This window comes from Flagellimonas sp. MMG031, from assembly GCF_040112705.1.
Lineage (GTDB): Bacteria > Bacteroidota > Bacteroidia > Flavobacteriales > Flavobacteriaceae > Flagellimonas.
In genome coordinates, this window is sequence record NZ_CP157804.1 from 3,361,707 (window position 1) to 3,382,424 (window position 20,718).

General features: G+C 44.3%; 22 protein-coding genes. 17 read left to right on the forward strand and 5 right to left on the reverse strand.

What is annotated here, in order from left to right; translation table 11 throughout:
- Window positions 1-29: 29 nt before the first annotated feature.
- Entirely contained in the window at window positions 30-1,721 is a 1,692-nt protein-coding gene (locus tag ABNE31_RS15215) for a M23 family metallopeptidase (protein WP_349351747.1), read from the forward strand.
- 138 nt (window positions 1,722-1,859) lie between these two features.
- Window positions 1,860-2,507 carry a hypothetical protein gene (locus ABNE31_RS15220; protein WP_179384170.1) on the forward strand — a complete coding sequence of 216 codons (648 nt, stop codon included), beginning with the start codon at window positions 1,860-1,862 and terminating at the stop codon, window positions 2,505-2,507.
- Between the two features lie 13 nt (window positions 2,508-2,520).
- On the opposite strand, the gene ABNE31_RS15225 is transcribed toward ABNE31_RS15220, so the two are convergent.
- Entirely contained in the window at window positions 2,521-3,669 is a 1,149-nt protein-coding gene (locus ABNE31_RS15225; protein WP_349351748.1) for a cysteine desulfurase family protein, read from the reverse strand.
- A gap of 110 nt (window positions 3,670-3,779) precedes the next feature.
- Here ABNE31_RS15225 and ABNE31_RS15230 point away from each other — a divergent pair, with 110 nt between their 5' ends.
- Window positions 3,780-4,301 carry a hypothetical protein gene (locus tag ABNE31_RS15230; protein ID WP_349351749.1) on the forward strand — a complete coding sequence of 174 codons (522 nt, stop codon included), beginning with the start codon at window positions 3,780-3,782 and terminating at the stop codon, window positions 4,299-4,301.
- On the opposite strand, the gene ABNE31_RS15235 is transcribed toward ABNE31_RS15230, so the two are convergent.
- Window positions 4,298-4,840, reverse strand: coding sequence for a Smr/MutS family protein (locus ABNE31_RS15235; RefSeq protein WP_349351750.1), 543 nt, complete (start codon window positions 4,838-4,840; stop codon window positions 4,298-4,300). The two genes, ABNE31_RS15230 and ABNE31_RS15235, sit on opposite strands and share 4 nt — an antisense overlap.
- A 93-nt stretch (window positions 4,841-4,933) precedes the next feature.
- On the opposite strand from ABNE31_RS15235, the gene ABNE31_RS15240 reads away from it, so the two are divergent.
- Genes ABNE31_RS15240 through ABNE31_RS15250 form a run of 3 tightly spaced genes read left to right on the forward strand, consistent with a single transcriptional unit; the run spans window position 4,934 to window position 5,887 of the window.
- Window positions 4,934-5,233 (forward strand): DUF2752 domain-containing protein, encoded by a 300-nt coding sequence (locus ABNE31_RS15240; RefSeq protein ID WP_349351751.1) that lies wholly within the window; start codon window positions 4,934-4,936, stop codon window positions 5,231-5,233.
- 11 nt (window positions 5,234-5,244) lie between these two features.
- Window positions 5,245-5,568: a CCC motif membrane protein gene (locus tag ABNE31_RS15245; protein WP_179384175.1), complete on the forward strand. Its 324-nt coding sequence runs from the start codon at window positions 5,245-5,247 to the stop codon at window positions 5,566-5,568.
- A gap of 7 nt (window positions 5,569-5,575) precedes the next feature.
- The gene (locus tag ABNE31_RS15250; RefSeq protein WP_179384176.1) at window positions 5,576-5,887 is read left to right on the forward strand and encodes a CCC motif membrane protein; all 312 of its coding nucleotides are present in this window, start codon (window positions 5,576-5,578) and stop codon (window positions 5,885-5,887) included.
- Here ABNE31_RS15250 and recQ read toward each other — a convergent pair.
- A complete protein-coding gene (gene recQ / locus ABNE31_RS15255; protein ID WP_349351752.1) occupies window positions 5,884-8,085 on the reverse strand; it encodes a DNA helicase RecQ in 2,202 nt (733 codons plus the stop codon). The genes ABNE31_RS15250 and recQ overlap by 4 nt on opposite strands.
- 197 nt (window positions 8,086-8,282) lie before the next feature.
- Here recQ and ABNE31_RS15260 point away from each other — a divergent pair, with 197 nt between their 5' ends.
- The 4 genes from ABNE31_RS15260 to lptB are packed head-to-tail and all read left to right on the forward strand — an operon-like array spanning window position 8,283 to window position 11,228.
- Window positions 8,283-9,248, forward strand: a complete 966-nt coding sequence (locus ABNE31_RS15260; RefSeq protein WP_349351753.1) for a KpsF/GutQ family sugar-phosphate isomerase — start codon at window positions 8,283-8,285, stop codon at window positions 9,246-9,248.
- Window positions 9,248-10,090, forward strand: a complete 843-nt coding sequence (gene tatC, locus ABNE31_RS15265; protein ID WP_306013336.1) for a twin-arginine translocase subunit TatC — start codon at window positions 9,248-9,250, stop codon at window positions 10,088-10,090. Before ABNE31_RS15260 ends, tatC begins: the two co-directional genes overlap by 1 nt.
- Window positions 10,080-10,430: a carboxymuconolactone decarboxylase family protein gene (locus tag ABNE31_RS15270; protein WP_349351754.1), complete on the forward strand. Its 351-nt coding sequence runs from the start codon at window positions 10,080-10,082 to the stop codon at window positions 10,428-10,430. The genes tatC and ABNE31_RS15270 overlap by 11 nt, the downstream gene beginning before the upstream one ends.
- A 57-nt stretch (window positions 10,431-10,487) precedes the next feature.
- Window positions 10,488-11,228, forward strand: a complete 741-nt coding sequence (gene lptB, locus ABNE31_RS15275; protein ID WP_179384181.1) for an LPS export ABC transporter ATP-binding protein — start codon at window positions 10,488-10,490, stop codon at window positions 11,226-11,228.
- Between the two features lie 7 nt (window positions 11,229-11,235).
- On the opposite strand, the gene ABNE31_RS15280 is transcribed toward lptB, so the two are convergent.
- Window positions 11,236-11,691 carry a PH domain-containing protein gene (locus tag ABNE31_RS15280; RefSeq protein WP_349351755.1) on the reverse strand — a complete coding sequence of 152 codons (456 nt, stop codon included), beginning with the start codon at window positions 11,689-11,691 and terminating at the stop codon, window positions 11,236-11,238.
- Window positions 11,669-12,400: a CDP-alcohol phosphatidyltransferase family protein gene (locus ABNE31_RS15285; RefSeq protein ID WP_349351756.1), complete on the reverse strand. Its 732-nt coding sequence runs from the start codon at window positions 12,398-12,400 to the stop codon at window positions 11,669-11,671. The genes ABNE31_RS15280 and ABNE31_RS15285 overlap by 23 nt, the downstream gene beginning before the upstream one ends.
- 103 nt (window positions 12,401-12,503) lie before the next feature.
- Between ABNE31_RS15285 and ABNE31_RS15290 the strand changes: the two genes are divergently transcribed.
- The 7 genes from ABNE31_RS15290 to secA all read left to right on the forward strand — a co-directional run bounded on the left by ABNE31_RS15290 (window position 12,504) and on the right by secA (window position 20,702).
- Window positions 12,504-13,673 (forward strand): DUF4105 domain-containing protein, encoded by a 1,170-nt coding sequence (locus ABNE31_RS15290; protein ID WP_349351757.1) that lies wholly within the window; start codon window positions 12,504-12,506, stop codon window positions 13,671-13,673.
- Window positions 13,674-13,694: 21 nt separating this feature from the next.
- Window positions 13,695-15,566 carry an ABC-F family ATP-binding cassette domain-containing protein gene (locus ABNE31_RS15295; protein ID WP_349351758.1) on the forward strand — a complete coding sequence of 624 codons (1,872 nt, stop codon included), beginning with the start codon at window positions 13,695-13,697 and terminating at the stop codon, window positions 15,564-15,566.
- 119 nt (window positions 15,567-15,685) lie between these two features.
- Entirely contained in the window at window positions 15,686-16,069 is a 384-nt protein-coding gene (locus ABNE31_RS15300) for a hypothetical protein (RefSeq protein WP_349351759.1), read from the forward strand.
- A gap of 17 nt (window positions 16,070-16,086) precedes the next feature.
- The gene (locus tag ABNE31_RS15305) at window positions 16,087-16,248 is read left to right on the forward strand and encodes a hypothetical protein (protein ID WP_179384187.1); all 162 of its coding nucleotides are present in this window, start codon (window positions 16,087-16,089) and stop codon (window positions 16,246-16,248) included.
- Between the two features lie 48 nt (window positions 16,249-16,296).
- Window positions 16,297-16,854, forward strand: coding sequence for a cob(I)yrinic acid a,c-diamide adenosyltransferase (locus tag ABNE31_RS15310; RefSeq protein WP_349351760.1), 558 nt, complete (start codon window positions 16,297-16,299; stop codon window positions 16,852-16,854).
- 125 nt (window positions 16,855-16,979) lie between these two features.
- On the forward strand, window positions 16,980-17,204 hold the full coding sequence (locus ABNE31_RS15315) for a DUF2795 domain-containing protein (RefSeq protein WP_013551418.1): 225 nt from the start codon (window positions 16,980-16,982) through the stop codon (window positions 17,202-17,204).
- Window positions 17,205-17,339: 135 nt separating this feature from the next.
- The gene (gene secA, locus ABNE31_RS15320) at window positions 17,340-20,702 is read left to right on the forward strand and encodes a preprotein translocase subunit SecA (protein ID WP_306013343.1); all 3,363 of its coding nucleotides are present in this window, start codon (window positions 17,340-17,342) and stop codon (window positions 20,700-20,702) included.
- The last annotated feature ends 16 nt before the right edge of the window (window positions 20,703-20,718 follow it).

Below are 20,718 nucleotides of genomic sequence, written 5' to 3' on the forward strand. Positions count from 1 at the left end.
ACATTCGTAGATAATTTTTGAATTGCCCTATGCGCCACACCTGCTTTTTAGTCCTTTTTTCCATCATTTTCCACCTACATGCACAACAAGAATATCCGCAAGATGCGTTCCGCTCTCCCTTGGACATTCCCTTAGTGTTGGCCGGAACTTTTGGGGAACTACGTTCCAACCATTTCCATGCCGGTGTGGACATCAAAACGCAACAGCGCGAGGGATTACCTGTTTTTGCGATTGCAGATGGCACGGTAACCCGCATAAAAGTCTCGCATTGGGGTTATGGCAAGGTTCTTTACATAGCACACCCCAATGGATATACTTCTGTTTATGGCCACCTGCAAAAGTTTGGGCCCGAAATCGAGGAATATGTCAAAAAAGTGCAATACAGGGAACAGTCCTACGAAGTGGAAATATTTCCAGATTATGGGGACCTCAAGATCATCAAGGGAAATACCATTGCCTATTCCGGAAATACCGGTGGTTCCGCAGGTCCGCACCTGCATTTTGAAATACGGAACAGCGTGAACGGTAAACCTACCAACCCGCTTCTGTACGGTTACGAGGTCAGGGATGCTACAGACCCTACCCTTTTGGAGCTTTATGGATATCCCATATCCGATGGGGCTTTGATCAACCAGAGTGCCGAAAAAATCCAGTTGAACTTTACCCGACAATCGGATGGTTCCTTTTTAGCCGACCCGGTAAGCGCGATCGGCACCATCGGTTTTGGCATCAATACATTCGACCGCTTGGATATGGCCGCCAATAAGAATGGTGTTTACGCCATCAAACAAACGGTGAACGGTAGGGTATATTCCGAGTTCGATTTTGAAACTTTCTCCTTCGGAGAATCGCTCTACATCAATACACTTATTGATTATGAACATTATTACAACAACAGGGACCGTATTCAAAAATGCTTTAAGGAACCCTACAATTATTTGAGCATCTACAAAACGCTCTACAATGACGGTAAAATCGATGTGGAGGATGGCATGTCGTACAATGTGGAACTGCATATTTCCGATTTGGCCGGCAATACCACCAAGCTCGTTATTCCTGTTGAGGGCAAACAGGAAGAGGAGAAAATTGGGAAAGCGGACAAAACCACAGACCATTTTGTGATTGCGGACAAGCCCAACAATTTTGATTTGGGTGTGGCCAAAGTATATTTCCCGGCGAACACGTTTTATAAAGATTTCTTTATCCACTTGGAAAAAGGCTCCGATACCGTTACCATTCACGATAACAGTGTAGCGGCGCACCGAAACTTCACCATTAGTTTTGACCCCTCTGGCCATTCAGAAGCGGATAGAAAACAACTGTTCATTGCCCATTTGGAGCGCGGGGGGCGCCCCTCCTACTCCAAAACGTATAAAAGGGATGGCTCTTTCACCACGCGTACCCGTGCCTTGGGCACCTATACGTTGGTCAAGGACAGTGTTGCCCCAGAGATAAGACCCAAAAATTTTAAGGCAAAGCAATGGTTGAGCAATTACAGCTATCTCAGTTTGACCATCTCCGATGACCTGAGCGGAATTGACACCTATTCGGCCACCTTGAACGGCAAATGGATATTGATGGAGTACGAACCCAAGACCAACACCATCACCTACGATTTTGATGATAATGTTGTGACGGATACCGAATGTGAACTAAAAGTTATTGTTACCGATAACGTAGGCAATTCCAGTACCTATACGGCCAACTTTTTCAGGAAATAGCCTTATTTTTGCACACGTAAAATCGGCCAGCGTTATAAACATGCCTTTTTTGTATGGCTTTTGCACTATACATGAAGTCAGCCATCTATAAACAACAACCGTAACCTTAGTGAAGATTGTTGAATTAAAAACAGATCAATGAAAAAGATTGTCTTTGTGCTTACTCTTTTTGCCACTACGATGGCAATGGGCCAAAAGAACATTTATGAGAGTATACGATTTGACGAATACACCGAGGACCACGAGATTCTTGCCATTGTACCTTTTATCGCAAATTTGGAGCTAAAAAAAGCCGTTGACCAGGATGAGCTCGACGTATTGGCCCAAAAAGAAGGCTATGCGGTGCAAAATGCCCTTGAAACCTATTTTTCCCGACGTAAGAAAAGGAAAAAGTTCAACGTTGACTTTCAAAATATTGCCAATACCAACGCTATTTTGGCACAGAACAATATCACTTACGATAACATTGACACCTACACCACCAAGGAGCTGTGCAAAATATTGGAAGTGGACGGCATCATTAGCGGTAACCTCAACCTTAATATCTTACTTTCCGAAGGGGTCCCTACAGATTTCAGCATTTTGGATTATTTCAGCGGCAATGCCAACTATGGACGCATTGGGGTTAAAATAAGCGATGGCGAAACCGGCAAGCTGCTATGGAAATACGAGAATGAAATTTCCAAAAAGACGGGCAAAAATACGAATGAGCTTATCGATAAGATGATGAAAACCGCATCCAGAAAGTTTCCATACGATAAGGAAAAAAGAAGAAATAGAAACTAGGCTACAGGAACGCTTAGCTGTTAGCGAACTCCTTTAGCACCTCGACCGTATAGTCCAATTCTTCCTTGGTATTGTACATGGAAAACGAGAAACGAAGGGATGGTTTGTCCAACTCCTCTCCCGATAAAATTTCGTTCAGCACATGTGAACCTTGATTGCTTCCGGATTGGCATGCACTGCCTTTGGAGCAAGCAATACCCTTCATATCCAAATGGAACAAAAGCATCAACCCTTTTTGCTTATCAAAAGGCAAGCGGATATTGGCCAAGGTGTATGTACTTTTTTCCATATCGCCAGAGAGTCCATTGCATTCGGCTCCGGGCACTTCTGCCAAAACCCTTTCCACAAAGTACCTTTTGAGCTCTCTTATGGTCTTGGTCTCTTCTTCCAAATGCTCGTACGACTTTAGAAAAGCTTCTTCCAATCCAACGATATTGTGAAAAGACTCTGTTCCAGCCCTGAAGCCTCTTTCTTGGGACCCACCTAAAATTAATGGCTTTAATCCCGAATTTTTGCGGATATAGGCAAAGCCGATTCCTTTTGGACCGTGAAATTTATGGGCTGCTGCTGCCAAAAAATCCACATGCACTCCCTGCACATCCCATGGGTAATGGCCAATGGACTGCACGGTATCGGAATGAAACAGGGCATTATTTGCTTTGCATAGTTCTCCTACCGCAGCAATATCGGTGATATTCCCAATCTCGTTATTCACATGCATCAAACTGACCAGTTTCTTGGAATCATCTTTTTTCAACAAGGTCTCCAAATGACCCAGATTTGGATTTCCGAACTCGTCCAGATCTACAAACCATAGGTTAATGCCGTACTCCTTTTCCAACTCTTCCACGGTATGCAATACGGCATGGTGTTCTATTTTGGAGGTAATGATGGTCTTTACTTCCAAATCCCGAACTGCACAACGCAATATCATATTGTCGGCCTCCGTCCCGCCCGAAGTAAAAATAATCTCGGAAGGCTGGGCATTCAAGGTCTTGGCAATGGTTTTTCGAGCCTGCTCCACCGCCGTTTTAGCGGATCGTCCAAAACTATGGGTAGAGGAAGGGTTTCCGTAATGCTGGGCCAAGGCCTCCTGCATCCGTTCGATTACCTCTTGTCTCACTTGGGTGGTGGCGGCATTGTCCAAATAGACTTTTTGCATGGTCGAGTTCTTTTTTTGAGAGGAGCAAAAGTACAGGAAATAAAGTTAATTTCTTTTAAACTATTCCCAAGGATTGGTATAGTAAAATTGATTTACGTTAAATTTGGCGCATGAGAAAATTCGTCTTTTCAGTACTTGTTTTGGGTATGTTGGGGTCTTGCAGCGATGGTGACCTTGAAATAGAAACCATCGACTTTGATAGTGCCCCCCTTCAGTTTTGTGCCAATCCGGTCGCAAATGCCAAAAACCTCATGTTCAAAATAAACGATAGCGAGGCGCTCATCCTCGAACTACAGAGCGGAACGCTTAACAAAGGGGTCGTGGGCGAAACGGTGATTACCGAGAGTGCGGTGCCCGGTCAATCCCAAGTCACCTATCGGGCTTTTTCCGGTACGGTGAACAAGGATTATTTCTGTGATGAAATTCCTGTGGTGGAACCAACAGTAATCCAAGAAGTGGTAGCACAGGATGGAGCCGTAATTATTGAAACCATGCGCTCCGAAAGCGATACTACCCGTTTTGTGCACAACATAAGCCTTAGTGGAATATCTTTTGTGACCAGTAATGGAGAGCGCATTACCAACTTGGCCATCAATGAGTTTGGTGAAGTAACTACGCCAGTGCCCAACTAGGCATTTTGATAGATGTATACCTCGGTGGCACCCGAGCCATACTTTTGATAGTCTGCATCATAAAATTTTACGTTATCGTAGCGATTGAACAGATACCGTAACTCTTCTTTTAACACACCCTCGCCCACTCCGTGGATAAACACCACTGTTTGGATCCGTTTGCTGATGGCAAAATCCAATTGTCTTTTGGCGGTGTCCAACTGAATGTTGAGCATATCGTAGTTGCTCATGCCCTTGCTCGATTTTACCAGTTGATGGATGTGTAAATCGACCTCCATTTTTGGCGCACTACGTTCTTTGGGCTTTATAGTTGGGGCTTTCCTTTTTTTGGAAGCCGCCTTTTCCTTTTTGACTTGGGCCACTTCATAATTGGTCACCGAAATATCACCTCCAATCTTCACGAGGTCGTTCTCCATAAAGTGCATCGGGAAACCATCCTCGGTAATCAAGGTCACCCTATCGCCATCCACTTTCTGGATCACTCCAGAAATGGCTTCGTCCAGTACCTCTGCCCTATCTCCAATTGAAAACTTGCCCATATTGCGTTTCTTCTCTAAAAAATGAGGTGAAAATTAATCACAGATACAAAAATAATAGTATTTTTCGGGCTCGACAGTATTATGACGAACCTAATGTCAACCATAACCGCCTTCAGTCTAGAGGACTATATGCTGCCCTGCCTAAACAAACAACTTTTGGGAGTGGACTGTCCTGGTTGCGGTTTACAGCGTTCGGCTCACCTTCTCCTGCATGGAGAGTTTGTGGCAGCTTTTCAAATGTATCCTGCCATTTACACCATAATACCGCTCTTCGCACTGGTAATTAGCAGTAAGATATTCAATTTATCGGTGGACCACCGATGGATATCTGGATTAGGAGTGGTTACGGTAGCTTTGATTTTAATAAATTATATTCTAAAATTCTTACACTAAACATTTAAACCATGGAACAAAAGAACCTTCCAAATGTAACCATCGCCTTAGTTTTGGCAATTTTATCATTTTTATGCTGCTGTTTTGGAGGAGCACCTGGGCTTGTCTTGGGCGGAATAGCTTTTTTACTCGTTAGAAAAGATGAAAAAACCTATGCCGAGAACCCAGAGCTTTACAAAAACTACAAAACTTTAAAAACCGTTCGCACACTGGCTATCATTGGTATGGTACTCGGTCTGTTGTACTTATTGTATACCCTGTGGACCATTAACCAAATGGGAGGCTGGGAAGGCTACATGGAAAAAGTACAGGAAATGACGGAACAATATCAATAAAAAAGATATGAGCCAACAACCCTTACCTGGGGCAAGCACGGTGTTGACGATGGGGATACTCTCCATTGTCCTCACTCTGTTTTGTTGTGGTCCTTTTGGTGCCATATTTAGCATTATCGGATTGGTAAAAGCTAAAAGTGCAGACCAGTTGTACCAAGCAAACCCCGAAAATTATACCGATTACAGTAATGTAAAAACGGGCAAAATCCTATCCTATATCGGATTGGCTTTGGCAGTAGTGTCCCTTGTACTTACAATCCTTTACTTTGGATTTATAGTAGCGGCGATCACTACAGGAGAATTGAGTGGCGAATTTTAATTCGCCACTTCACTTATAAATTTAAGGCGGTACAACCGAAGTTCTTCATCTTCGTAATCGCCGTCAAATTCTTCTATGGCCGCCGAGATGGAATCGGTATCGGCTTCCAGGAAGTAATCATGGATTTCTTCTTGTTGGTCCTCATCCAATATTTCATCGATCCAATACCCAATGTTCAACTTGGTTCCACTGAACACAATCTGCTCCATTTCCTTGATGAGCTCCGGCAATTCCAGTCCCTTGGCCGAAGCAATGTCATCCAAAGGCAATTTTCTATCTACACTTTGAATCACATAAAGTTTTAATCCCGAGTTGGCTCCCGTACTTTTTACAACAAGGTCGTCCGGCCTTACCACATCATTTTCCTCTACATATTTGGAAATCAGCTCCACAAAGGCTTTGCCATATTTTTTTGCCTTGCCCTCACCTACTCCCTGAATGTTGATCAGTTCCTGCATGGTGACGGGGTACTTTAAGGACATATCTTCCAACGACGGGTCTTGGAATACCACAAAAGGTGGAACACCTAATTTCTGGGCCTCTTTTTTGCGAAGATCACGAAGCAGTTTCAATAATTGTTCATCGGCAACGGCCCCGTTCGATTTTTCGGCGGTGACAATATTGCCTGTTTCGTCCTTGGAGTACACATGATCTTTCGTCATCATAAACGAAGTGGGCTTCTCCAAAAATTGTTTTCCCTCCTCGGTTACATGGAGAATCCCATAGCGTTCGATTTCCTTTTTTAACAGACCGGCAACAAGGGCTTGCCGGGTTAAGGCCATCCAAAACTCCTTGTCCTTATCCTTTCCGATTCCAAAGAAACTTTTCTCATCCGTTTTGTGTGATGAGATCATCGCATTGGTCTTGCCCACCAATACCCTAACAATTTCCTTGGTCTTGAACTTTTCGTTGGTATCGCGAACTACGCTCAGTAATTTCACAACATCGTCCTTGGCTTCTTCTTTTGGTTTGGGATTCCTCGCATTGTCGTCCATATCGGCTCCTTCCCCATTGACCTCATCAAACTCTTCCCCAAAATAGTGGAGTATAAATTTTCTTCGGGAAATGGATGTTTCGGCATAGGCCACGATTTCCTGAAGCAGTGCATTCCCAATTTCTTGTTCGGCCACAGGCTTTCCCGACATGAACTTTTCCAGTTTTTCCACATCCTTGTACGCGTAATACGCCAAGCAATGCCCTTCGCCACCATCCCGTCCGGCACGACCGGTTTCCTGATAGTAGCTTTCGATACTCTTTGGGATATCATGGTGGATGACAAAGCGTACATCGGGCTTATCGATGCCCATACCAAAGGCAATAGTGGCCACGACCACATCCACTTCTTCCATCAAGAACATATCCTGATACTTGGAACGTGTTTTGGCATCGAACCCGGCATGATAGGGTACAGCACTCACTCCATTCACTTGGAGTACTTGGGCGAGTTCCTCGACCCTTTTTCGGCTCAAGCAATAAATGATTCCCGACTTTCCTTGGTTCTGTTTTACAAAACGGATGATGTCCGCATCCACATCCTTGGTTTTGGGACGCACTTCGTAGAACAGATTGGGCCTGTTAAAAGATGCCTTGAACACCTTGGCGTCCGTCATCCCTAAATTTTTAATGATATCTTCCTGTACCTTGGGAGTCGCCGTTGCGGTGAGGCCAATAATCGGGATATTGTCCCCCAACCGATTGATAATACCGCGTAGGTTTCTGTATTCCGGTCTAAAATCGTGACCCCATTCTGAAATACAGTGGGCTTCATCCACGGCCACGAACGACAGTTTTACCTTCCGTAAAAAATCAACGTTTTCCTCCTTGGTCAAGGATTCCGGTGCTACGTAAAGCAACTTGGTCACTCCGTTCACAATATCCTCCTTTACTTGCTTTACCTCTGTTTTGGTCAAAGAAGAGTTGAGGACATGTGCAATTCCATTTTGTTCGGATATGCCACGTATGGCATCCACTTGGTTTTTCATAAGGGCGATCAACGGGGAAACTACTATTGCAGTCCCTTCTTTCATCAGGGCCGGTAATTGGTAGCACAGGGATTTACCTCCCCCTGTGGGCATGATGACAAAAGTGTCATTATCACTAAGCACATTTTGGATTACACCTTCCTGTAACCCTTTAAACTTCGAGAAACCAAAATATTTTTTGAGCGAGGAGTGCAAATCAGTATTTGTTAGGCTCATTTCCGCATTTTTCAATTAATAACAAGCAAACCTAATAGGTAGTTGAAGCTTTACAATTTAACCACTCGTTTACAGAAGCATCTATTCTCACTTTCACAATAGTCTGTAAAAGATAGTTTGATTAGTTTTGTAATCTTAAAGATAAGACATTCTTTTAGGAATACAATCAGTAAATCGGTTTATTACTTTTTAATACTTTGAACGACACCAAATCCATTTTATCCATAGCAAAACGGACGCTTGAGATTGAAAGCAAGGCCGTGGCCAACCTGATCGGTCTTTTGGACGAACAGTTTGCGAAAGCCGTACAGTACATCATGGAATCCGACGGAAGGGTCATTGTTACCGGAGTGGGCAAAAGTGCCATTGTGGCCTCTAAGATCGTAGCCACTTTAAACTCCACCGGCACCCCTGCCATCTTTATGCATGCCGCAGATGCCATTCACGGCGATTTGGGCACCATTCAGGAAAACGATGTGGTCATCTGTTTATCACAGAGCGGAAACACTCCCGAAATCAAGGCGTTGCTTCCCCTCATTAAAGTTGGAAATCACAAACTTATCGGTATCACCGGAAACATGGAATCCGTATTGGCCAAACAGGCCGATTTTGTGCTGAACACCTACGTGGAAAAAGAAGCCTGTCCCAACAACTTGGCCCCTACCACGAGTACCTCTGCCCAAATGTCCATGGGCGATGCACTCGCCATTTGCCTGCTGGAGCTCAAAGGATTCAGTAGTGCCGATTTTGCCAAATACCACCCTGGTGGCGCATTGGGAAAGAAACTATATTTGCGCGTCGCCGATATTGTGGTGAACAACCAAAAACCACAAGTGGACATCAATGCCGACATTAAGGAGGTGATCGTTGAAATTTCCGAAAAAATGCTCGGTGTTACCGCTGTGATGGATGAAGGCAAAGTGGTAGGTATTGTAACCGATGGCGACGTACGAAGAATGTTGAGCAAATATGATAACATAAGTGGACTGACCGCAAAGGATATTATGACCTCCAATCCAAAGACCGTAGACGTGGACACTTTGGCCGTAAAGGCCTTAAAACTGCTCCAAGAAAAGAGCATATCCCAACTATTGGCTTTTGATGGTGACAGCTACGCGGGAGTGGTCCACATCCATAACCTGATAAACGAGGGAATCCTATAATGGCTAAAAAACAGAGAAAAAATCCAGATGAAATGTCCTTTTTGGACCATTTGGAAGAATTACGTTGGCATTTGGTGCGCTCCACCTTGGCGGTGGTCATCATTGCCTGTGCAGCCTTTGCCTTCAAAGGCTTTATTTTTGACACGATATTGTTCGGTCCCAAAAACATGGACTTCCCCACCTATCAGTTCTTTTGCAACATTGGGAAGTTCTTTGGGGTAGATTCCGAGTTTTGTGGGGAATCGTTGCCCTTTACCATTCAGAGCCGTTTGATGGCCGGACAGTTTTCCGCCCATATCTGGACCTCGATTTGGGCAGGTGTGATCCTAGGTTTCCCCTACATTTTGTGGGAGCTTTGGAAATTTATCAGCCCAGGGCTTTATGAAAACGAGCGAAAGCATTCCAAAGGCTTCATCATAACCGCCTCTGGATTGTTTTTTCTTGGGGTGCTGTTCGGGTACTATATCGTAGCCCCCCTATCCATCAATTTCTTGGGCTCATACCAAGTGAGCAAGGAAGTATTGAACGAAATTGACTTAGCTTCCTACGTGGGTACGGTTAGGGCCTCCGTAATCGCCTGTGGAATCATGTTTGAATTGCCCATTGTCATCTTCTTTCTGACAAAAGTTGGATTAGTGACCCCCGAAATCCTGAAGAAATATAGAAAAATAGCCTTGGTTATCATTTTGATACTTTCGGCCATCATCACACCACCTGATATCACCAGTCAAATTATCGTTTGTATTCCAGTACTGGTCCTGTATCAGGTGAGTATTTTTATATCCAGAATGGTAGTTAAAAGAGAAGCCAGAAAAGAGAAAGCTAGACAAAATGCCAAATAAAGTAGAAGAGTTCAATGCTTATCGTGCCAAGATGAACGATAAGCTGCTTGCTGAGAACAACAAGCTCATCAAACGTATTTTTAATCTAGACACCAATGCCTATATGTCAGGCGCTTTGGATGTGAAGACCAAGGAGCTATTGGGACTGGTGGCCTCTGCGGTTCTCCGTTGCGATGATTGTGTGAAATATCACTTGGAAAGTTCCAAAAATGCGGGCGCCAACAAAGAAGAAGTGATGGAAACTTTGGGCATCGCCACTTTAGTGGGAGGAACCATTGTAGTGCCCCACTTGCGCCGCGCCTACGAATATTGGGAAGCCTTGGAAGAAAGCGAAGCCTAAAAAAATCCAAAAGAGCATTCGCCAGACAAAGAATATGTTTAGTTTTGGCAAACTTCTATGAAGCTACGCGCAGAAAATATCATGAAGGCCTACCGCGGCCGAAAAGTTGTCAAGGGCATTTCCCTAGAGGTCAATCAAGGTGAAATCGTTGGACTTTTGGGTCCCAATGGGGCAGGAAAGACCACCTCTTTCTATATGATCGTAGGATTGATCAAACCCAATGGCGGCCATATTTACCTTGATGGCATGGACATTACCAGTTTTCCCATGTACAAAAGGGCACAGCATGGCATAGGCTATTTGGCGCAGGAAGCATCGGTTTTTCGAAAACTGAGCATCGAAAAAAATATTCTTAGCGTTTTGCAGCTCACCAAATTGAGCAAAAAAGAGCAGCACATGAAAATGGAGTCCCTTATCGATGAGTTTGGTTTGGGACACATCCGTAAAAACCGCGGGGATTTGCTTTCCGGCGGGGAACGCCGTCGTACCGAAATCGCGAGAGCCCTGGCCACGGACCCAAAATTTATTTTGTTGGATGAACCTTTTGCCGGGGTAGACCCTGTTGCCGTAGAGGACATTCAGCGTATTGTAGCGCAATTAAAGAACAAGAACATCGGTATTTTGATTACCGACCATAATGTACAGGAAACCTTGGCCATTACCGAACGTTCCTATTTGATGTTCGAAGGTGGTATCCTAAAGGCAGGTGTACCCGAAGAACTCGCCGTGGATGAGATGGTACGTAAAGTGTATTTGGGCCAAAACTTTGAGCTGCGCAAAAAGAAGCTCGATTTTTAGATTTTCACTATTTCTTCTTTTTTAGCTCCACTTGAATGGATGGAGAAAGGCGCTTCAGATGCGCAATGAACCCCATTTTATCTTTCGGGGAGATAATGACACTGCTGTATTTGCCATAATACACCTCCAATCGGTCCAAAGAGGCTGCTGGCGAACTTATGGGGTTGTTCGACTCCACTATCCTAGTGATATCTTTAATTAGAATGTTTTTTTTGATAAAGAAAAACGAAATTACCGTTAGGACTTCTCTGGTCACCTCATAGGAAATGGAATAAAAAAGTACTACCAATAAAATTAAGCTTCCTATTAATATGGTGAACCCCAATAGACTGGCTTTATCAAAAGAATTGGCTATCAAAAAACCGTAAATTATGATGATGGGCAATAAAAGCTCCCAACCCACTTTGGATGGATAAACAACTTTATTCCCTTCCTGATTGCTAAGCAGTTTTTCCTCCTCCATCGATCAATGACATCAAAATATACACGAAAACAATCACCGGAATCGCCAAAAAACGAAGAGTCAGCAGTAACACCAAGCTCCCGATGATGAACAAATAACGAATTCCATTCTCCTTAAAGCTCCAATTTTTGAACTTGAGGGCGAACAATTTAATGGGCGAATTGAGCAGATACGAACTCACCACTGTCAAAATCACCAAAAACCATGGGTTGAGTATGATGTTGTTCAACGCTTCATTGTTGTGGTACAAGAGTATCATGGGCAAAGACAGGATCAAAAGCGCATTGGCAGGTGTCGGCAGTCCCACAAAAGACGAAACCTGATTTTCGTCCACATTAAATTTGGCCAAACGGTAGGCCGAAGCCAGGGTTATGGCAAAGCCCACAAAGGGCAGTAGGGTAATATCGGCATCATGACCAATAAACCCAAGGTTCCATCCGCCCCGTTCCGCCATGCTCAACAATTGGAACATAACTACTCCGGGCACCAAACCGCTGGTAATCACATCCGCCAAGGAATCGAGTTGTACACCGATCTCGCTCTGTACATTCAAGGCCCGTGCAGCCAATCCATCAAAAAAATCAAAGAAAATCCCGATAAACACGAACAATGCGGCCCACTCCAAATGATTGAGCACTGCAAATACCGTGGCAATACAACCGCTCATCACGTTGAGCAAGGTCAGGAAATTGGGAATATAGGACTTCATGTATCTTAAGATTTTCGTAAAAATAAAGGAAAAATTGAACTGTGGGCCACTTACTACAGAAGGTGCCGTTTTTATTCAGATATTTGCCCTGATAAAAATCAAAATGAATCGAAAACTCCAACTTTTAGTATTTTTCTTTGCACTAGGGAATTTCCTTTTTTCCCAAACACCTACACTTACGGAAAATGCAAAAGTAAGCGTGATCACTTGCGCTTCGGGGGACGCACTGTACTCTGCTTTTGGGCACACCGCATTTCGGGTGCAGGACACGGCCTTGGGCATCGATGTGGTATACAACTACGGTACGTTTGATTTTGAACAACCCAATTTTTACCTCAACTTTACCAAAGGTAAAATGATTTATTCCCTTTCCCGCAGGAGTTTTGAGGCGTTCCTCTACGAATATGAACTTGAAAAAAGATGGGTAAAGGAACAGATTTTGGATTTGACCGTAGCGCAGCGCAATCAGCTTCTCCTGTTTTTTGAGGAAAACTATTTGCCTGAAAACCGGGATTATCTCTACGACCCCCTGCTGAACAATTGCTCCAGCATCACGGGCGATATTTTAAAGGAACAGTTTGGGGAAGCCATCGTTTTTGACGGCTCCCATTTGGAAAAGCAATACACCTTTAGGCAGTTGGTGCGGCAATTTATGCCCGTGAACACTTGGTCCATGTTCGGAATCGACTTGGCCTTTGGGTCACCCGTAGACCGAAAGGCCACCGTTCAGGAGCATATGTTTTTGCCCTACTATACGATGGAGCAGTTGCGGCACACCACTTTTAATGGCAAGCCCATTGTGCAAAGGGAACGCACCATTTTGGATTACAACGAACATTTACAAAGGGGATTTTTTCCCTTGTCTCCCTTGTTTTGGTTTATCTTATTGCTGGCATTCACGGGCATCATCACCTATTTTGATTTTAAACACAAGGCGCGCAGTCGGTGGCTGGACTTTTCACTCTTGTTCATTACCGGATTGGCAGGCACCTTTTTGTTTCTGCTTTGGGTGGCTGCGGACCATACCTCCACCCCCTATAATTACAATATTTTATGGGCGTTTCCTATCAACCTAATAGTCTCTTTCACCCTATTGTTTCAAGATAAGGTTCCGCAATGGAGCCCAAAATATTTTATGTTCGCTCTTGGGTTGATGGCTATTATGCTCCTCCTTTGGATACTAAAGGTGCAGATTTTTTCTCCCGTACTGATTCCGTTACTTTTGACCCTGGCCATACGATACGTGTACCTCATCAGGTATTCCAAATTGTAAGAAGGTCCTCAAACCATACTCATGAATCTACTCACGGTCGAAAACATATCAAAATCCTATGGAGAGCTGGTGCTCTTCTCGGACATTTCCTTTGGAATCAACAAAGACCAAAAAATAGCCCTTATCGCCAAAAATGGGAGCGGAAAAACATCCATTCTCAATATCATGTCGGGGAAGGACACCTCCGAAACGGGACAGGTCACCACTCGAAAAGGCATCAAAATCTCTTTTTTGGAACAGGAACCCGACCTGAACCCGAATTTGACCATTGAGCAGACCATTTTTACCACCGACAACGAAATCCTGAAGGTAATCGCCGCTTATGAGAAGGCAGTGGAGAACCCGGACAACACCACCCAATACCAAAAGGCCTTTGAGGCCATGGAGCGACTTAATGCCTGGGATTTTGAAACACAGTACAAACAAATTCTTTTCCAGTTGCAGCTTTCTGACCTTAATGCGAAGGTAAGCACCCTTTCCGGAGGGCAAAAAAAGCGATTGGCACTGGCCAATGCGCTGCTCAACAAACCCGACCTATTGATTCTGGACGAGCCGACCAACCATCTGGACCTTGAAATGATCGAATGGTTGGAAGCCTATTTTGCCAAGGAAAGCATTACCCTTTTTATGGTAACCCACGACCGCTATTTTTTGGATAGGGTGTGCAACGAAATATTGGAACTGGACAACAACCAACTCTACACCTACAAAGGCAACTATTCCTACTATTTGAACGAAAAGGAGGCACGCATGGAACGTGAGGCCGTGGAGCAGCAAAAGACCAAAATGCTGTACAAAAAAGAGTTGGAATGGATGCGAAGACAACCCAAAGCACGTACCACCAAGTCCAAATCGCGTATTGATGACTTTGCCGAAATCAAACAACGGGCCCATCAACGTCGCAAGGACCACGAAGTGCAGTTAGAACTGAACATGGAACGTCTGGGAAGCAAGATTTTGGAGCTTCACAATATCTCCAAATCCTACGGGGACAAAACCATTCTGAACAAGTTCGATTACAATTTCACCAAAGGTGAACGTGTGGGCATTATCGGAAAAAATGGAACAGGGAAATCCACCTTTTTGAATATCATTACCCAACAGGAAAGTGTGGAAGGTGGTAAAGTGGTGGTCGGGGACACCGTAAAATTTGGCTACTACACCCAAAAGGGAATTCCCGATAAAGAAGGTCAAAAAGTAATCGATGTCATCCGTGAGTTCGGCGATTACATCCCTTTAAAAAAGGGCAGGCAAATCTCCGCGCAGCAATTGTTGGAGCGTTTTCTGTTCGATAGGAAAAAACAATACGATTTTGTGGAAAAACTGAGTGGCGGGGAGCGCAAGCGGCTTTACTTGTGTACCGTGCTCATTCAAAATCCCAACTTTTTGATTCTGGATGAACCCACCAACGATTTGGACATTGTTACCCTGAATGTGCTCGAAAGCTTTTTGTTGGATTTTCCCGGCTGCTTGATCGTGGTCTCCCACGACCGCTATTTTATGGACAAAATCGTAGACCACCTATTTGTATTTCGGGGAGAGGGCATTATAGAGGATTTCCCAGGAAATTACTCGGATTACAGGGTGTACGAGAGCAGCAAGGTCATCGAAGAACGGGAAAACAAGACCACTACCTCCGAAAAGACCGAAAATAATTGGCGGGACACCAGCGGTGGCAAACTTTCCTATTCCGAGCAAAAGGAGTACAAGCAGTTGGAAAAGGACATTCAAAAACTGGAAGAAAAGAAAGTGGGTTTACAGCACAAGTTCACCGACCCCGATTTGGACGGCGATGCCATTGCCAAACTCTCCATCGAGCTCAAAGAAATTACCGATGCCATAGAGGAAAAAACGGAACGCTGGTTCGAGCTTTCTTCCATTTTAGAAGGATAGCCATGTGGTTCCGATTCGTTTCATATCTGAAATTTTTAATGGTTTCCACCAACCAACATGGTGTGCACTCCCCTTTTGTATTCCGTTATGTAACGCAGTGTCTTTATTCCAAAAAGAAGATGCACAAAAACAGGAGCATCAATGTATTGCTCAAAACCATTGCGTACTTCGGTTTTGAAAAAGTCAGCATCAAAAATAGAACGCAAGTAAAAGAGCTCGTCCAACAAACCTTCCCTAAAATTCAATTTGATGGGTATCCCTTCGACCTGCTTTTTGTAGATAAATTGGGCAGTGGAACCTTACAGCAGCTGCTTTCCGAAGGAAAATTGCATAACGACAGTATTATTTTGGTGGATTCCATTCATCGGACTGCGGAAGATTTGGAACAATGGAACCATTTGATAGCCCTCCCAGAAATAACGGTAAGCATCGATATGTTTCATTGCGGCCTGTTATCCACCCGACGGGAACAGGTAAAAGAACATTTCAGGATTCGGATATAAAACGGTAATTTTAGGGTATGGAAAATGTAGCATCAGATAACACCATTTGGTACGTGTTGGGCGTTTTGGGCCTCATTTATTTGATTATTTTGTTCCGTAACAAGAAAGCGACCAAACGTAGACGGTCTAGAAAGTTTATGGAAGGCAAACGCCAACGCGACAAAGACCGTGACCAATAGCTTCCGATACTTTAACAGCGACAACGTACAACTTACTATCAAAAGAAAATGAAGATATACACCAAGACTGGCGACAAGGGCACCACAGCATTATTTACCGGAACCCGAGTACCCAAGCACCACGCCCGTATAGAAAGTTACGGTACCATGGATGAGCTCAACTCTCATTTGGGTTTGCTTCGCGATCAGAATATCGACGAACATTCCAAAAAAACACTCACCATGATCCAAGAAAAGCTATTTACCGTCGGTTCCATATTGGCCACGGAGCCCAAAAAGGACAATAGATTAAAGATACCTCGCATTAGTTCAGAAGATATTGAGTTTTTGGAGCAAGAAATGGATAGCATGAACGAAGAACTACCAGAAATGACACATTTTATCCTTCCCGGTGGCCACACCACCGTGTCATACTGTCATATCGCCAGGACCGTTTGCCGTCGAGGCGAGCGAATGATTTCCTATCTGCATGAAAATGAACCGGTTCCAGATAACGTTTTGTCGTACATCAACCGACTTTCGGATTATTTGTTCGTACTGGCACGCAAGTTGTCAAAGGATTTGAAAGCCCAAGAGGTCAAATGGATTCCAGAGAAGTTGGACTGAGAAAATCACTTTTTTGACCTAAATGTTTTGCCAACAATAAAATAATTTTTAAATAATACTGTTTTTACTTGGCAAATTGGGTTTAAAAATTATTTTTGCAAAAAATTTAAAATCAAACCGTTACTATGTACTGGACTTTAGAATTAGCTTCATATTTAAGTGATGCGCCTTGGCCAGCAACCAAAGACGAGCTGATAGATTACGCCATTCGTACAGGAGCACCGTTGGAAGTTGTAGAGAATTTACAATCTATGGAAGAAGAAGGTGGCGAAATATACGAGTCGATTGAAGAAATCTGGCCCGACTATCCTACCGAGGAAGATTACCTCTGGAACGAGGATGAATATTAGAATCGAAACACATAAACCACGTTAAAAAGTCTCTTTTGAGGCTTTTTTTTATGTAATTTTGACAGCCTAGCGAAAGATTTTCATCGCAATCCCATCGATGGAACAACTTTTGACAATCAATAGAAAACATATTTCATGAGTTTTATTAATTCCGTACTAAAGGTATTTGTAGGAGACAAATCGGAGAAGGATGTGAAATCCCTGCAACCTTTGGTGAAAGAAATCAAATCCTTTGAGCAGCAGCTGGAAGGATTGTCACATGACGAACTGAGACAGAAAACAGCCGAATTCAAGGCCCGAATAGCCGAAGATTGCAAAGAAATCAATGACAAAATAGCCGAGTTACAGGCAGAGGTCGAAAACTCCAACGATATTGACCGGAACGAGGAGATTTATTCCGAAATCGATAAACTCAACGAGGAAGCCTACAAAATTTCGGAAAAAACCCTGAACGATATACTTCCAGAAGCCTTTGCCGTGGTCAAGGAAACCGCAAAACGATTTGCGGCCAACGAAACCCTAACGGTCACTGCAAGCGAATTTGATCGTATGCTATCCGGTGATAAGGATTACGTGACCTTGGAAGGCGATAAAGCAGTTTGGCAAAACTCATGGGATGCCGCAGGCAAGGAAGTGACCTGGGACATGGTGCATTACGATGTTCAGCTGATCGGTGGTATAGCCCTGCACCAAGGAAAAATTGCCGAAATGCAAACAGGTGAGGGTAAAACATTGGTAGCCACCCTCCCACTCTATTTGAACGCTTTGGCTGGGAAAGGCGCCCACCTGGTAACGGTAAACGATTACCTCGCCAAAAGGGACAGCGCTTGGATGGCCCCTATTTTTGAGTTCCATGGGCTTTCCGTGGACTGCATCGATAAGCACCGACCCAATTCCGATGGAAGAAGGGCCGCCTACAATGCCGATATTACCTACGGTACCAACAACGAGTTTGGTTTTGATTATCTGAGGGACAACATGGCCCACACTCCAGATGATCTAGTGCAACGTCCACACCATTACGCCATCGTGGATGAGGTGGATTCGGTTTTGATCGATGATGCCCGTACCCCTTTGATCATCTCGGGTCCGGTTCCAGAAGGTGACCGACATGAGTTCAATGAGCTAAAGCCCCAAGTTGCCGACATTGTACAAAAGCAACGCCAGCACCTGACAGGCGTATTGGCCGAGGCCAAAAAATTGATCAAGGAAGGCAACACCAAAGAAGGAGGCTTTCTTTTACTTCGCGTGCACCGTGGATTACCCAAAAACAAAGCACTCATCAAGTTTTTGAGCGAAGAGGGCGTAAAGCAACTGCTTCAAAAGACCGAAAACTTTTATATGCAGGACAACAATAGGGAAATGCCGAAAGTGGACGAGGACCTATTGTTCGTTATCGATGAAAAGAACAACCAAATAGAGTTGACCGACAAAGGGGTGGAATACATCTCCGATGATCAGGACAAGGAATTCTTTGTGATGCCCGATATTGGAAGTGAGATTGCAAAAATCGAGAACCAAGGTCTGGAAATCGAAAAAGAAGCGGAGCTCAAGGAAGAACTATTCAAGGATTTTGCCGTGAAGAGCGAACGCATCCACACCATGACCCAATTGTTGAAAGCCTACACCCTCTTTGAAAAAGACGTGGAGTATGTGGTGATGAACAACAAGGTAATGATCGTGGATGAACAAACCGGTCGTATCATGGACGGGCGTCGATACTCCGATGGTCTCCACCAAGCCATTGAGGCCAAGGAGAACGTAAAAATCGAGGCGATGACCCAGACCTTTGCCACCATCACCCTTCAGAACTATTTTAGAATGTACAACAAGCTGTCCGGTATGACGGGTACAGCGGTGACAGAAGCAGGTGAATTTTGGGAAATCTACGAGTTGGACGTAATGGAAATCCCAACCAACCGACCCATCGCCCGTGACGACAGACACGATTTGATCTACAAGACCAAACGTGAAAAATACAATGCCATCATTGACGAGGTTACCAAACTATCGCAGGCCGGTAGGCCCGTGTTGATTGGTACTACTTCTGTTGAAATTTCAGAGTTGCTGTCCAAATTGTTGAGCGTACGCAAAGTGCCGCACAACGTATTGAACGCAAAGCTCCACAAAAAAGAGGCGGATATCGTTGCCGAAGCTGGTAAGGCTGGAGTGGTGACCATCGCCACCAACATGGCCGGTAGGGGTACCGATATTAAACTGTCCCCAGAGGTGAAAGAAGCCGGTGGTTTGGCCATTATTGGTACGGAACGCCACGATTCCAGACGTGTGGACAGGCAGCTGAGGGGTCGTTCCGGACGTCAAGGAGACCCCGGTAGTTCCCAATTCTATGTTTCGCTGGAAGATAATTTGATGCGTTTGTTCGGATCGGATCGTGTGGCCAAAATGATGGACCGCATGGGCTTGGAAGAAGGTGAAGTAATCCAACATTCCATGATGACCAAATCCATAGAGCGTGCCCAGAAAAAAGTAGAGGAAAACAACTTTGGTATCCGTAAGCGTTTGTTGGAATATGATGATGTGATGAACGCGCAGCGTGAGGTCATTTACAAACGAAGACGCCATGCTTTGGAAGGGGAACGCCTCAAAGTGGACATCGCTAACATGATCTACGATACCTGTGAGGCCATAGCCGAGACCAACAAAATGGCAGATGACTTCAAGAACTTCGAGTTTGAGCTCATCAAATACTTCTCCATTACATCACCGATAAGTGAGGAAGAGTTCAAAAGAATGAGTTTCCAGCAGATTGCCATGAAAATCAATGACGAGGCCTATGCTTTCTACAAGCAAAAGATGGAGCGTAGCGCCAGTGTGGCATTCCAGGTCATTAAAAAGGTATACGAGGACGAATCCAATAAATTCGAACGCATTGTGGTGCCTTTCACCGATGGTATCAAATCGCTGAATGTGGTGACCAATTTGGAAAAGGCGTACAATACCAATGGTAAGCAGTTGATTACCGATTTCGAGAAAAACATCACACTGGCAATCATCGATGATTCTTGGAAAACACACTTGCGCAAAATGGATGAGTTGAAACAATCCGTGCAATTGGCCGTCCATGAGCAAAAAGATCCTTTGTTGATTTATAAGTTTGAGGCTTTTGAACTTTTCAAGGAGATGATGGACAAGGTGAACCGTGAGGTCATCTCTTTCCTTTTCAAAGGGGAACTGCCTTCCGAGAACACCAATCAAATCCAAGAAGCACGTGCGGCACGCCGTCCAAAGGAAAATCTTCAGACCACGAAGGAAGAAATTCCCAATAGCGACGAATTAGCGGCCCAGAATAGAGCTGCTGGTCAAACCCAAGGACAACGTCCACAGGTTACGGAAACCATTGTTCGGGAAAAACCGAAAATTGGTAGAAACGAGAGGGTAACCATTAAAAATGTAATGTCGGGCGAAAGCAAGACCGTGAAATATAAACAGGCCGAACCCCTAATAGATAAAGGGGAGTGGGTACTGGTAAACGACTAGTGAAAGCCTTCAAAAC

What these genes read in the sequence shown, in the direction of transcription:
- ABNE31_RS15310 (WP_349351760.1), top strand. Translation starts at nt 16,297, where the DNA reads ATGAAGATATACACCAAGACTGGCGACAAGGGCACCACAGCATTATTT.
- ABNE31_RS15300 (WP_349351759.1), top strand. Translation starts at nt 15,686, where the DNA reads ATGCACAAAAACAGGAGCATCAATGTATTGCTCAAAACCATTGCGTAC.
- secA (WP_306013343.1), top strand. Translation starts at nt 17,340, where the DNA reads ATGAGTTTTATTAATTCCGTACTAAAGGTATTTGTAGGAGACAAATCG.
- lptB (WP_179384181.1), top strand. Translation starts at nt 10,488, where the DNA reads ATGAAGCTACGCGCAGAAAATATCATGAAGGCCTACCGCGGCCGAAAA.
- ABNE31_RS15285 (WP_349351756.1), bottom strand. Translation starts at nt 12,400, where the DNA reads ATGAAGTCCTATATTCCCAATTTCCTGACCTTGCTCAACGTGATGAGC.
- ABNE31_RS15250 (WP_179384176.1), top strand. Translation starts at nt 5,576, where the DNA reads ATGAGCCAACAACCCTTACCTGGGGCAAGCACGGTGTTGACGATGGGG.
- ABNE31_RS15240 (WP_349351751.1), top strand. Translation starts at nt 4,934, where the DNA reads ATGTCAACCATAACCGCCTTCAGTCTAGAGGACTATATGCTGCCCTGC.
- ABNE31_RS15245 (WP_179384175.1), top strand. Translation starts at nt 5,245, where the DNA reads ATGGAACAAAAGAACCTTCCAAATGTAACCATCGCCTTAGTTTTGGCA.
- ABNE31_RS15290 (WP_349351757.1), top strand. Translation starts at nt 12,504, where the DNA reads ATGAATCGAAAACTCCAACTTTTAGTATTTTTCTTTGCACTAGGGAAT.
- tatC (WP_306013336.1), top strand. Translation starts at nt 9,248, where the DNA reads ATGGCTAAAAAACAGAGAAAAAATCCAGATGAAATGTCCTTTTTGGAC.
- ABNE31_RS15280 (WP_349351755.1), bottom strand. Translation starts at nt 11,691, where the DNA reads ATGGAGGAGGAAAAACTGCTTAGCAATCAGGAAGGGAATAAAGTTGTT.
- recQ (WP_349351752.1), bottom strand. Translation starts at nt 8,085, where the DNA reads ATGAGCCTAACAAATACTGATTTGCACTCCTCGCTCAAAAAATATTTT.
- ABNE31_RS15225 (WP_349351748.1), bottom strand. Translation starts at nt 3,669, where the DNA reads ATGCAAAAAGTCTATTTGGACAATGCCGCCACCACCCAAGTGAGACAA.
- ABNE31_RS15220 (WP_179384170.1), top strand. Translation starts at nt 1,860, where the DNA reads ATGAAAAAGATTGTCTTTGTGCTTACTCTTTTTGCCACTACGATGGCA.
- ABNE31_RS15230 (WP_349351749.1), top strand. Translation starts at nt 3,780, where the DNA reads ATGAGAAAATTCGTCTTTTCAGTACTTGTTTTGGGTATGTTGGGGTCT.
- ABNE31_RS15235 (WP_349351750.1), bottom strand. Translation starts at nt 4,840, where the DNA reads ATGGGCAAGTTTTCAATTGGAGATAGGGCAGAGGTACTGGACGAAGCC.
- ABNE31_RS15305 (WP_179384187.1), top strand. Translation starts at nt 16,087, where the DNA reads ATGGAAAATGTAGCATCAGATAACACCATTTGGTACGTGTTGGGCGTT.
- ABNE31_RS15215 (WP_349351747.1), top strand. Translation starts at nt 30, where the DNA reads ATGCGCCACACCTGCTTTTTAGTCCTTTTTTCCATCATTTTCCACCTA.
- ABNE31_RS15295 (WP_349351758.1), top strand. Translation starts at nt 13,695, where the DNA reads ATGAATCTACTCACGGTCGAAAACATATCAAAATCCTATGGAGAGCTG.
- ABNE31_RS15315 (WP_013551418.1), top strand. Translation starts at nt 16,980, where the DNA reads ATGTACTGGACTTTAGAATTAGCTTCATATTTAAGTGATGCGCCTTGG.
- ABNE31_RS15270 (WP_349351754.1), top strand. Translation starts at nt 10,080, where the DNA reads ATGCCAAATAAAGTAGAAGAGTTCAATGCTTATCGTGCCAAGATGAAC.